General features: G+C 32.5%; 9 protein-coding genes and 1 pseudogene. 7 read left to right on the forward strand and 3 right to left on the reverse strand.

The annotated features are described in order from the left end of the window. Positions 1 to 104 precede the first annotated feature (104 nt). From hisS to acpP, 7 genes and pseudogenes are all read left to right on the forward strand, one after another. Positions 105 to 1,418, forward strand: a complete 1,314-nt coding sequence (hisS, locus tag ERCIPICE3303_RS02435; protein ID WP_157991133.1) for a histidine--tRNA ligase — start codon at positions 105 to 107, stop codon at positions 1,416 to 1,418. A 2,193-nt stretch (positions 1,419 to 3,611) separates the two neighbouring features. Next, a complete protein-coding gene (rpmF, locus tag ERCIPICE3303_RS02440) occupies positions 3,612 to 3,782 on the forward strand; it encodes a 50S ribosomal protein L32 (RefSeq protein ID WP_157991310.1) in 171 nt (56 codons plus the stop codon). A gap of 20 nt (positions 3,783 to 3,802) precedes the next feature. Continuing rightward, entirely contained in the window at positions 3,803 to 4,837 is a 1,035-nt protein-coding gene (gene plsX, locus ERCIPICE3303_RS02445) for a phosphate acyltransferase PlsX (protein ID WP_157991134.1), read from the forward strand. Between the two features lie 6 nt (positions 4,838 to 4,843). Then, the gene (locus ERCIPICE3303_RS02450) at positions 4,844 to 5,797 is read left to right on the forward strand and encodes a beta-ketoacyl-ACP synthase III (protein WP_157991135.1); all 954 of its coding nucleotides are present in this window, start codon (positions 4,844 to 4,846) and stop codon (positions 5,795 to 5,797) included. Positions 5,798 to 5,830: 33 nt separating this feature from the next. Then, positions 5,831 to 6,761, forward strand: a pseudogene (fabD, locus tag ERCIPICE3303_RS02455) (ACP S-malonyltransferase). Between the two features lie 20 nt (positions 6,762 to 6,781). Continuing rightward, complete coding sequence (gene fabG / locus ERCIPICE3303_RS02460) at positions 6,782 to 7,516, forward strand: 3-oxoacyl-ACP reductase FabG (protein ID WP_157991136.1); 735 nt, start codon at positions 6,782 to 6,784, stop codon at positions 7,514 to 7,516. Between the two features lie 122 nt (positions 7,517 to 7,638). Beyond that, on the forward strand, positions 7,639 to 7,869 hold the full coding sequence (gene acpP, locus ERCIPICE3303_RS02465; protein WP_157991137.1) for an acyl carrier protein: 231 nt from the start codon (positions 7,639 to 7,641) through the stop codon (positions 7,867 to 7,869). A gap of 78 nt (positions 7,870 to 7,947) precedes the next feature. Here the strand turns inward: acpP and ERCIPICE3303_RS02470 are convergent, their stop codons facing one another. The 3 genes from ERCIPICE3303_RS02470 to rpsO form a co-directional block, all read right to left on the reverse strand. Next, positions 7,948 to 9,810 carry a DEAD/DEAH family ATP-dependent RNA helicase gene (locus ERCIPICE3303_RS02470; protein WP_157991138.1) on the reverse strand — a complete coding sequence of 621 codons (1,863 nt, stop codon included), beginning with the start codon at positions 9,808 to 9,810 and terminating at the stop codon, positions 7,948 to 7,950. Positions 9,811 to 10,807: 997 nt separating this feature from the next. Then, on the reverse strand, positions 10,808 to 12,889 hold the full coding sequence (pnp, locus tag ERCIPICE3303_RS02475; RefSeq protein ID WP_157991139.1) for a polyribonucleotide nucleotidyltransferase: 2,082 nt from the start codon (positions 12,887 to 12,889) through the stop codon (positions 10,808 to 10,810). A 203-nt stretch (positions 12,890 to 13,092) separates the two neighbouring features. After that, the gene (gene rpsO, locus ERCIPICE3303_RS02480) at positions 13,093 to 13,362 is read right to left on the reverse strand and encodes a 30S ribosomal protein S15 (protein WP_157991140.1); all 270 of its coding nucleotides are present in this window, start codon (positions 13,360 to 13,362) and stop codon (positions 13,093 to 13,095) included. Positions 13,363 to 13,858: the final 496 nt, after the last annotated feature.

Consider the following 13,858-nt stretch of genomic DNA (forward strand, 5'->3'; position numbering starts at 1 on the left):
AAATCAACATCAACTAATTAAAATATTGTACACAAATATATAACTCTAACAACTCAATAAACCACATATAGAATCATATGTTATAAAAATAAAAGGTATAGATAGTGAAAAAAAACAAGATTCAAGCAATTCGTGGCATGAAAGACTACCTTCCAATTGATATTGCTTTCTATCAAAGAATAGAACAGATATTAAAACAAGTTATCAGTAGCTACGGTTTCAGTGAAATTCGTATTCCAGTTGTTGAAAAAACCTCATTATTTGAACGCGCGATCGGTTCCATTACTGATGTAGTGGAAAAAGAAATGTATACTTTTCAAGATCGTAATGGTGATAGCATTACATTAAGACCAGAAGGAACCGCTGGATGTGCGCGTGCAGGAATTGAACACGGTATCTTGTATCACCAAGAACAGCGTTTATGGTATATGGGACCAATGTTTCGCTATGAAAGACCACAGAAAGGTCGTTATCGTCAATTCTACCAAATCGGTGTTGAAGCATTCGGACTATCCGGTCCAGAGATTGATGCCGAATTGATTTTAATGACCGCAAGATGCTGGAAAGCATTGGGTATTTCTAATCATATTCGATTGGAGTTAAACTCAATTGGATCATTAGAAACACGAAAGCAATATCATAAAATACTTGTTTCTTTACTAAAAAATAATATTCATATTTTAGATAAAGATTGTAAAGATCGTATATATTCTAATCCTCTTCGCATTCTAGACAGTAAAAACCCTGCCATACAAGAATTATTGATTAACCTGCCTCCTCTTAGAGAATATCTAGACAGCGAATCTAATCATCATTTTTTAGGTCTATGTAACCAATTAGATATCGCTGGCATTCCCTACCATATAAACCAGCGTCTAGTACGCGGTTTAGACTATTATAATCGAACCGTATTTGAATGGACAACTAACAGTTTGGGTGCACAAGGAACAATCTGTTCTGGTGGTCGATATGATAATTTGGTTACAGAACTTGGTGGCCACTCAACCCCAGCTATTGGTTTCGCAATTGGTTTAGAGCGATTAGCATTATTAGTACAACATTGTAACTTAAAACTACAACCAAATCGAATTGTCGATGTCTATTTAATTACTAAAGGGCCTGAGAAACAACATTTAGGAATGTTATTATCTGAACAATTACGTAATTTACTGCCTGAATTAAAATTAATGAATAATTTTTGTGTAGGAAAACTAAAAAAACACTTCGCAAGAGCAATTAAATTAGGTGCTAGATTTGCAATAGTGATTAATACAGATGAAATAGGTGATGAGGAACTTATTCTCAAAGATTTTTTACATCAAACACAAAAAAAAATCCTAAAAACTGAGGTTTACTCTATTCTTGCTTCGCTTCTAGATCTTAAGTTACAGTCACCTATAGAAGATCAACTTCATTGATCAATATCTAGGCGTGAACTATAAAAAATCTAATCATATTAACGCACTATAGGACTATTATTAATTTCTAAGTATAGATCATAAAGAATTGGATTTAATCTTAAAGACATCTATTCAATCTTCTATTTATATCTGTATAACTAAAAAAATTTATAAAAAAAGAATGATTATCATATTTTTTATTATACAATAAATACCTCCTTTGAACTCATAAAAATTTCAATCAATATTAATAATTGTTTTACACTAAGCCTCTCTCCACTTATAAATAACACTCCATCTAAAGTATATCTATACTAATGGTGAATATAATATGAGTAAAATATTTTAGATGCTTCTAGTATTAAGCAATTCATTTTAAACACAAACAATCTAGAAACAAAATAAATCATTAAAAATATAAAAATTAACCTAATTTTTTTTAATTAAAGCGTTTCATTAAAAACTATATACATCGAATAAAAACAAAAATAATTAACTAATCAATGTTACAAATTGACTTTAATAAATAACAATTATCATCATATATATTTGATTATATCAAAATCTATCTTTTTATAAAAATATTTTTTTAAACTGCAATCTAGAGTTACTTTTTTTAAATTAATAATGTCATAATTCTATAATTAGAATAATCTATTAAATTCTTTTATTTTACCTATCTGCAGTATTTTTAAAGGTAACTCAAACTATCTTCAAGATTAATCTCAGATAAACAATCTGATTTTTCCATCTAAATAATAAGATACAATTCTAAATAAAAGAAAAAGATAGCTTATGAAACCAACAAATAAAATACAAGTATTATTCTCTTGATCTTAACAAGTATAATGTAAAATCATATGATAAGATCTAGACCAGCGAATAACTTATTTATCTAAAATGGATCCTAAAATAGTTAATACATAGTAAAATCTAGACCTAAATACTCTTTCTCATATTTTTCTATCAAATCAGTAGATTATGAATCCAATGTTTTAAAACTTAATCTTATTTCAACTAAAAAATAAAAAACTCAGTATAAAATATACCATACATATAATCCTAATCATCTTTTCTTCTACGAAAAATCTGATATACAAAACTTAAATAATCGAACTTAATGTAAATTAATAGCCCTTTAATTCTATAAAATCTATCATAGTAATCTTGCTAAAATCTAATAAATTTTTCTCTTTATTATATAAAAACTGATATAACTTATCTAAAATAACAATAATTTTTATATTTTAAAAAACTTTTCCTCTAATAGATAAAAACGAAAAATAAATAAATTAAAATATATTTTTACGAATATCAAATTTAAATCATAGATTTCTGGTATTCTGAATGTAATAAATCACATAACCAGGACATACCCGAAACACATTTTGGTTAATATACTATTTCTTTATTTAATAAATAAATATTGTATTTTTCACTACCTCAGTTCACACTATTACATTATTAACATGATATCCTATATAAAAAGATTAAATCTAAAATATCTAATCTTTATTTCTAGAAACATAAATGTTGAAATTAATCATACCAAAAGTAGATAACTAGAATAGAATTCTAGATTTATTTCTAAAATAAAATAAAATTGAACGATAAAATAAACATAGATGTACTGTGAAATAAGATATGATTTACTATATATATAAAATATCCTTTTGGCTTGCCCCTTTTTGATGATTGCTTAAAAATCAATAATTTATAATACTTTTATATAAAAAAACTAATCAATATCCTATACTTATTAGAAGTATGTTTTAATTTATAACTAAATATAAATAATGATATAAAATATATTATATCTTTTAAAATCAAGAATTAATCTTAGTTAAACTCTATTATATCGCAGTTTAGCTACTAGTATAATATACTATCATTACTCTATTTAGATCTGTACAATGAAGACCTAATAATATATAGGTATTCTAATTTTTAATAAAAATGCTTTCATATAAACACATGAACTAACTGTAATGATACAATAAATTATATTAGAAATAATCCAAATTAACTACTCTCTAATCATAGAAGAATAAATCATGCTTACCCTACTCATTATAATGAGATCATATTAAATACTATGCAGTTTTTAAAAACATAGATAAATCAATCTAATAAAAACCATAACGATAATTAATAAAGTAGACGTGCTAAAATATTTTTAATATGAATGAAAATATAAAAGGAGAGACACCGATGGCTGTACAACAAAACAAACCAACGAGATCTAAACGAGGGATGCGACGTTCACATAACGCCTTAACCACAGCAACACTCTCCGTAGATAAGCTATCTGGTGAACTACATCGTCGTCATCATATCACTTCCGATGGCTACTATCGAGGCCGAAAGGTCCTTGTAACTTAATTAAAAGCTATCAAATTATTTTGAAAAATCTGACTTTAGCAATAGATGTTATGGGCGGAGATTATGGCGCAAGCATAACTGTGCCTGCATCAGTTCAGGCATTATTACTCAATCCATATTTACATATTATTTTAGTTGGTAACCCTGACATTATTAAAAAACTACTAGTTAATGAAGACATATTCTTACGATCTCGTTTAGAAATCGTTGCCTCTAAATCAGTAATTTCTGAAAATGCAAAACCCTCTGAATGCATTCGATCTAGTCATGGAAGTTCTATGCGAATCACATTAGAGCAAGTTAAAAAAGGTAGAGCACATGCATGTGTCAGCGCAGGTAATACTGGCGCAATCATGGGACTAGCTAAACTCTTATTAAAACCACTGAATGGAATAGATCGTCCAGCGTTAATGACCATTCTACCCAATCAAAAAGCAAATCAAACGGTAATGTTAGATGTAGGGGCAAACATTGTTGCAGAAAGCGCCTTACTAGTACAATTTGCTATCATGGGTTCTGTCATAGCTGAAGAACTCTTAACTATTCACGAACCTCGTGTATCTCTTATTAACATAGGTCAAGAACCCATAAAAGGATTAAGCTCTATTCAAGATGCAGCACTTATGCTCCAATCATCTAAAGAAATTAATTTCATCGGTTACGTTGAAGGTCATGATCTTCTTTCCGGAAAAACAGATGTTCTTATTTGTAATGGTTTTATAGGAAATATAATTTTAAAAACCATAGAAGGCATAGTAAGAATGTTTCTTTTTCTACTTGATTCCAATAATCAAGAAAAAAAACAAAGCTGTCACCACAATCAACTAAAGAAATGGTTCAACGAAGATTTAGTAAATAAATTTCATTATTTAAATCCTGACAAATATAATGGCGCACTTCTTCTTGGCTTGCAGGGTGTAGTAGTAAAGAGCCATGGTTCTGCGAATAATCTCGGATTTATCGCAGCAATTCAAAAAGCTGAGCAGATAGTACAACAAAGAGTTCTCGATAGGATTTCAATGTGCGTACAAGCTTTATTATCTAAAAACGGCTAGCCGCACATGTATACAAAAATTATCGGTACAGGAAGATATCTACCAGAACAAGTACGAACAAATGCTGATTTGGAAAAAATGATAAATACATCAGACGAATGGATTCGAACTCGTACCGGCATACAGGAACGCCATATCGCTCTCCCTGATGAAACAGTAGCAACTATTGGTTTTCAGGCCGCTCGACGTGCCATAGAGATGTCCGGTATCAGACAAAATGAAATTAATTTAATTATTGTTGCTACTACCTCTTCAAGTCATGCTTTTCCTAGCTCTGCCTGTATCATCCAAAAAATGTTAGAAATTAATGATGCTGCTTCTTTTGATCTCGCAGCTGCCTGTTCAGGATTTATCTATGCATTAAGCGTCGCAGACCAATATATTAAAAATCATTTAGTAAAATATGCGTTGGTAATTGGATCTGACATCTTGACTCGTATGTTAAATCCTAACGATCGTAGTACATTAATTCTCTTTGGAGATGGAGCAGGTGCTGTAGTGCTGGGCGCCAGAAAAGAGCAGGGAATCATTTCTACTCACCTTCATGCAGATGGACGCTATGGCCAAATACTAACATTACCAAATCGAAACAACACACAACCAGATCACAATGCTTATATCAGCATGACAGGTAATGAAGTATTTAAAGTTGCTATTAATAAACTAACAGATATCGTTAAAGAAACCTTACAAGCCAATAATCTTCAATTCTCTTCTATAGACTGGCTCATTCCACATCAAGCTAATCTGCGCATTATTATTGCTACTGCCTATAAGCTAGGTTTAGATATAAATAAAGTCATTATTACTCTTCATCGTCATGGTAATACCTCTGCAGCTTCTATTCCATTAGCTCTAGATGAAGCAGTACGCGACCATCGTATCAAACATGGTCAATTAATTTTATTAGAAGCTTTTGGCGCAGGACTAACTTGGGGATCGGCACTGATTCGATTTTAATTATCAATTTTGTCACAAAGGACAGGAATGAATATGAAAAAAATTGCAATGGTTTTTCCGGGGCAAGGAGCACAAAAAGTAGGCATGTTATCCAATTTAGCTCAAACTTACAGCCTAGTAGAAAAAACCTTTGCAGAAGCTTCTGCTGTACTTGGTTATGATCTATGGAAATTAGTACAAAAAGGACCATCAATACAATTAAACAAAACACACCATACTCAACCAGCTCTCTTAACTGCATCTTTTTCAATTTTTAGGATTTGGAAAGAAAAAAGCAAAAATATGCCCATGTTACTAGCAGGACACAGTCTAGGTGAATACAGTGCTTTAGTTTGCGCAGGCGCAATTAATTTCCATGACGCAATTACTCTAGTAGAGCTACGTGGAAAACTTATGCAAGAAGCTGTACCCTGAAGGAACAGGTGCAATGCAAGTCATTATTGGCCTAGATCCTCTATCTATAATACAAGCCTGTCAAGAATCTTCTTGTGACCAGATTGTATCGCCAGTCAACTATAATTCACCTGATCAGGTAGTTATTGCCGGACATAAGGAAGCCGTTGAACGTGCAAGTCTGGCATGTAAACGTGCCGGGGCTAAACTGACGTTACCCCTACCAATTAGCGTACCTTCACACTGCGCCCTAATGCAATCAGCAGCAGAAAAATTCAGCATGGCACTGGAAAAAATAAATTTTCATGCCCCATTATTCCCAGTAGTAAATAATGTTGACGTAGTGATTGAGACTGCCCCTCATGCCATACGTAACGCTTTAATTCGTCAGCTATATCACCCCGTACAATGGATGAATATCATAAAATTTATTCAAAAACAAGGTGTTAGTTCTTTACTAGAAATTGGTCCAGGACAAATTTTGACTAGATTAAGTCAGTATATTCAGCCTGCTTTAACATTAACTGCAGTCAATGATTACAATAGTCTAAAAAAGTCGCTCGAATTATGATGAAGGAGGGGAAGTATAGAATGAATTTCGAAGGTAAAATTGCAATAGTAACCGGTGCTAGCAGAGGAATTGGTCGCGCTATAACAGAAGATCTAGTAATACACGGTGCTAAAGTATTAGGCACAGCCACAACCCAAAGCGGTGCAGATATCATCAGTCAATATTTAGGTTGTCATGGTAAAGGTTTTATATTGAATGTAAACAACATAGTTTCGATTGAAACAGCATTAGAAAAAATTCATAATGACTTTGGTGAAATAGATATATTAGTTAACAATGCTGGCATTACACGTGATAAACTACTTATCCGTATGAAAGATACTGAATGGAATGAAGTGATTAACACAAATCTCACTTCGATCTTTCGTTTATCTAAATCAGTTCTACGGACTATGATGAAAAAAAGAAATGGTAGAATCATTACTATTGGATCTGTAATTGGTAATACAGGAAACATAGGACAATCCAACTACGCAGCAACTAAAGCAGGTTTAATTGGCTTTACTAAATCCCTTGCGCGTGAAATAGCATCCCGTGGTATCACTGTAAACGTTGTAGCACCTGGATTTATTGAAACTGACATGACAGTCACTCTTAGTAACAAACAACGAGAAGAAATTATGAGAAAAATACCTATAGGACGTCTTGGTCACGTTAAAGATATCGCAAAAGCTGTAACATTTTTAGCGTCTGAGGAAGCCTCATACATTACTGGTGAGACACTTAATGTCAATGGCGGAATGCTAATGATTTAATCATTAAATGAACTATACAAAAATCATAGTATAACCCACTGGAATTTAGTTGCATCTTTTTCAACATTTTATACACTATAAAAACCATCGCGAAAGCGAGTTTTGATAGGAAATTGAACTATATGAGCACTATTGAAGAACGTGTTAAGAAAATCATTAGCGAACAACTTGGTGTTAAGCAAGAAGAGGTAGTTAATGTTGCTTCTTTTGTAGAAGATCTAGGTGCAGATTCTCTTGATACTGTTGAATTAGTTATGGCCCTAGAAGAAGAGTTTAATACTGAAATACCGGATGAAGCAGCTGAAAAAATAACCACCGTTCAAGCTGCCATTGATTATATTAATACGCACTAAATATCAGTGATCAGTTTCAGGCGGATATATTATAACCGCCTGAACTCCATATGATAAAATATAAACAGATAGATAATATTACGCATCATGCCGACGCAACGCACATCTACCACCAAATTCACGATGTGAATTTGTAGTACGATTTTTATCATCTCGGTTAAAATTACCTAATCGTCGTTCACTTTTATTTTGATGACTAAAATGATTCCCTTCATTTGAAGTAGAAGCATTAAAACTACTATAGCGACGCTCAATACCTCGACGTGCACGAACATCACCTATAAACTTCATATTAATAGGCTTGTTAAGAATAACCGTTCTAGCAACACTCTGGATTACAGAATTAGACATACCTTTTGGTAGCTCAATCGTCGAATATCTAGAAAATAATTTAATATTACCAATATAACGACTGCTAATTTCACCTTCATTAACAATAGCACCGACGATATGACGAACTTCAACACCATCATCTCGACCAACTTCAATACGGTATAAAGCCATAATATCTCTAATATCTTGCCGATCTCTCCGAGATCGATCTCCATCCTTAATATCACGATTTTGTCGATTATCTCGACGATCTTCACGATCTCTAAATTCACGACGAAAACGAGATATCGGTTCTACAGGAACTAAAAGAGGGCGCTCACCCTGAGCAATTTTTAATAAAACTGCAGCTAAAATCTCAATATCTATTTGATCAGCAGGCTGTATTTTAGAAAGTAGTACTCGATACTCTTCTAAATCACAACTTTCTAATTGTTTTTTAATTTTTTCAGAAAATTTTTCTAATCGACGCTGTCCAAGTAGTTGCGTGTTTGGTAATTCAACTTCTGGAATGCTTAACTTCATATTACGTTCAATATTGCGCAATAAACGACGTTCCCGATTCTCCACAAAGAGAAGAGCCCGACCGGCTCTACCTGCTCGCCCTGTACGACCAATACGATGAACGTAAGATTCTACATCCATTGGAATATCATAGTTAATAACTAAACTAATACGATCAACATCGAGGCCACGGGCAGCAACATCAGTAGCAATTAAAATATCTAAACGACCATCTTTTAAACGTTCTAACGTCTGTTCACGTAGTGATTGATTCATATCACCATTGAGTGCAGCACTATTATAACCGTTTTTCTCAAGTGCTTCAGCAACTTCTAACGTAGCGTTCTTAGTACGTACAAAAATAATAACAGCATCAAAATCTTCTACCTCTAGAAAACGAGTTAATGCATCTGTTTTTCGTCCATAAACAATCCAATAACTCTGACTAATATCAGGACGTGTGCTTACACTCGACTGAATACGCACTTCCTGCGGATTTTTCATAAAACGCTTAGTAATCCGACGAATTACATCTGGCATAGTTGCAGAGAATAAAGCTGTCTGATGATTATCCGGAATTTTAGCCATAATGGTTTCAACATCTTCAATGAAACCCATACGAAGCATTTCATCAGCTTCATCTAATACTAACCCGTGCAGCTTAGATAAATCCAGTGTACCACGTTTTAAGTGATCAAGAAGACGACCAGGTGTACCAACAACAACTTGAGGTCCATGCCGTAAAGCTCGTAATTGAACATCATAACGCTGCCCACCATACAGAGCTACAACATTTAAACCTTTCATATTTTTAGAAAACTCTATGATTGCTTCTGAAACCTGTACTGCTAATTCACGAGTAGGAGTTAATACTAAAATTTGTGGCTCTTTACTAGTTAAAATGATATTTTGAATTAATGGTAATGCGAAAGCTGCGGTTTTTCCACTACCAGTTTGAGCCATCCCTAATACGTCTCTACCTGCTAAAAGATGAGGAATACACTCAACTTGGATAGGAGATGGTCTAATATAGCCCATAGCATTGAGAGATTGAAGCAAAGTCTCTTTTAAACCAAGAGATGAGAAAGTAGTTTGAATATCAGTCATGTAGTACATGTGCCTCTTAGATTTCATCGGCCAGTCTACATAACTTATTATGAAAATTTATAATTATTTTCATCAAAAGATGTGTACCGGCTCAATTAATTATTTTCAATACACTCAAATTTATCGATCAAAATCATGACGATAAAATTATTTTTAAAACAAACATCTGATAGCTCTAAACAATCAGTATCTTTTTATGTTTTATATACTAACTAGATTAAATGATGAATAATAGAATATTTAATATTAAAATCCATCATAAAAATAATATTTTATAAAATAATGCTATCCATTGAAACAAGAAATAATCTTTACTATATTAATTCCTGATTTAATTACAATATATGTAATGTTTTATTAGTACTTTTAATCTTATTTACTTAGATAATCTAAATTGCGATAGTAGATAAAATTAGCTAGACATAATATACAGGTATGCTGCCTGAAGCATTCATTCTGAATATTATTATCGAATGATGAATACGATATCCTATTCCTGAGAAACTATCATCTATAACATCATAGAACACTATTTAAAATCAAACATAACTAATATCTACAAATTCTCTTCTCACTAAAAAGATGATAAATCAGTGGTTTATTCAGACTATTTCAGATAATATTTCAACGAAGAATAGATAGATATATATTTACATTATATCATATGATTTAATATCATATTATGACTATATGATCTATATCATACAACAGTATGTTATTATATAACAGCTGTGCGAGTATATCCTTAGTGAATAATTAGAAATTATTTTTCTTTATATAAAAATAAAAGTTTAAATTGAATCTTACTACAATTTGTCCGCTCCTAACAAAATCAGAATTCATTAAAATCATATGATTTTACTCTATCACCTATAAATAAAAACTACACTTATTCTCTAAATATTTATGCCCACCATCATGGGTGGGCATAAATATAACATACTAGATTTACTATTATTTCAAATTTTCTTGATATAAATCATATAATCTCAGATTATTATCTAGCATCTTTAATACTTAAACGTATTCGACCTTGTCGATCAACTTCTAAGACTTTAACTAAAATACTCTGTCCCATCTGAAGATGATCTGTTACTTTTTCAACACGCTTATCAGTTATCTGGGATATATGGACTAAACCTTCTTTACCGCCTGCAATAGCAACAAAAGCACCAAAATCTACAATCCGCATGACCTTACCATTATAAATATGACCAACTACGATATCTGCAGTAATTGCTGCAATCCTACTGAGGATATACTCTACCTTCTCATTACTAATAGCTGCAATTTTGACTGTTCCATCATCATCAATTTCGATTGTAGTACCAGTCTCTTCGGTCAAAGCTCGTATAACTGCTCCCCCTTTACCGATGACATCTTTTATTTTATCAACACTAATTTTAATAGTTTGCATACGTGGAGCAAATTGTGATAAATTACAACGTGGACTACTTAATGCCTTCGACATCACATCTAATATATGAAAACGCGCACCCTGAGCTTGATGAAGCGCGATTCGCATGATTTCAGGTGTAATACCTGCAATCTTAATATCCATCTGCAATGCAGTAATGCCTTTACGAGTTCCAGCAACTTTGAAATCCATATCACCTAAATAATCTTCATCACCTAAGATATCGGAAAGTACAATAAAATTTTCATTATCCTTTACAAGTCCCATTGCAATACCAGCTACTGCTGATTTTATTGGAACCCCCGCATCCATTAACGCTAAAGATGCACCACATACAGAAGCCATAGACGAAGAACCATTTGATTCAGTAATTTCAGACACTATACGTACTGTATACGGAAAAATCGTATCTTTTGGCATTACAGAAATTAAGGCTCGTTTTGCTAAACGACCGTGACCAATTTCACGACGTTTTGGCGAGCCAACTACACCAATTTCACCAACAGAGTATGGAGGAAAATTATAATGAAACAAGAAGTTATCAGTTCTCTCTCCCATGATCTCATCTAAATTCTGTGCATCACGAGAAGTACCTAGTGTAGCAGTAACAAGAGCTTGAGTTTCACCACGCGTAAAAAGTGCAGACCCATGAGTACGTGGTAAAACACCAGTACGAATATCTAACGCACGAATCATATCTTTATCACGACCATCAATACGTGATTCACCACGTAAGATTCGACTTCTTACTACATTCTTTTCTAAATCATAAAACAAACTATTTATTATATCAACATCTAATAACTCATCATCCTCTAAAAGACAGGCACTAGTTTCAGACTTAATTACATTAATCTGTGATTGTCTCTCTTGTTTTTGGGTAATAGAATAGGCTTCAATAAGTTTAAGTTCAGATAATTCAGACATTCGTAAACGTAATGATTCATTTACTACTTCTGGCTTCCAATCCCAATGTGGTTTTCCTGCTACAGCTACTAAATCATTTATATTATCAATCACAATCTGTTGCTGTTTATGTCCAAATATAACTGCACCTAACATTTCTTCTTCACTTAAAATCTCAGCTTGAGATTCAACCATCAATACTGCACCTGCAGTACCAGATACCACTAAATCCAGTTTACTTTCTTTTAGTTGATCACTTGTTGGATTGAGTACATATTGATGATCAATGTAACCAACACGTGCAACGCCAATGGGGCCATGAAATGGTAATCCTGATAAAGCTAGAGCAGAAGAAGCTCCAATCATTGCAACAATATCTGGATTAACCTGAGGATTTACAGAAACAACAGTAGCAATGATTTGTACTTCATTAAAAAATCCTTGCGGAAAGAGTGGTCGAATCGGTCGATCAATTAAACGTGAAGTCAGCATTTCAATTTCATTAGGTCGACCCTCACGACGGAAAAAGCTACCCGGAATGCGACCAGCTGAATATGTACGTTCCTGGTAATTTACAGTAAGAGGGAAAAAAGACTGACCTAGTTTTGCCTTTTTCTGACACACCACGGTTACAAATACTGTTGTCTCATCCATACTAACCATAACAGCCGAAGTAGCTTGACGGGCCATCATGCCAGTTTCAATAGAGATCGCATGCTGACCGTACTGAAATTTTTGTACCATCGGAGTAAGCAAAATTAGTTCCTCAACTATAGTCTCTAGCCTATTTTAATATAGTTTCTAGCCTATTTTGACTAGATATTGTTAATCTAATCCTCATAATTCATCATGATAACTAAATTCTATACAATTGCCAGAGGTAAAATAATTAGCCCTTCTGAATCCAGAGCGATAAAACCTCTTAGCAATAATAAAGATAGATACTAGTCTATCTCAATCTAACGGCGTAAGCCTAACTTAATAATTAACCGATTGTAAGATATAACTTTTTTTCTTTTGAGATAATACAAAAGTTTTCTCCTTTGAGATACCATTCGAAGTAGACCACGACGACTATGATGATCTTTTTTATGCTCAGAGAAATGAGTTTGAAGATGATTAATCTGGGCAGTTAGCAATGCTATCTGTACTTCTGTAGAACCGCTATCCTTGTCATTATTACCATACTCAGAAATAATATTTCCTGTTGTTTTTTTATTTAGAGACATAATTATAACTCCAATTAATATGACTATACATATGTAACTGCCGATCTCTAATTCAGCTATTGAATATTTTCATAAACTAATTAGAACATACAATCTAGATAAAATATGATAGCATTACTACTTTATTTATTTATAGAAAGCTCACTGAATTCTAATTTTTCTACAATAATATTCAGTTTTTTAATATCTATCTTTGTGATAATGGTATCTGTCTGTGTAGTATACTATTTTTATACACGATTAAATAGTATTCAATTAGATTTAAGTTATAAATATAGGCTCTTATAGTTTATAACTTTATCCTTAATAAAAATAATCCATCCTCTAATCTAGGAACTCATGATTATAACTAATGCAATAAAAATGTTCTATTTAATTATATGGATCAAGCATAGTGATTAAATTAAAAATCAAACATAATAGATTAATACCTATCAGAAAATAATTACTATACTATACCCTCTATCACTAATATCAGAGTGATATAGCTTTACTT

This window comes from Candidatus Erwinia haradaeae (assembly GCF_900699015.1).
In the GTDB taxonomy this organism is placed as follows: Bacteria; Pseudomonadota; Gammaproteobacteria; order Enterobacterales; family Enterobacteriaceae; genus Erwinia_E; species Erwinia_E haradaeae_E.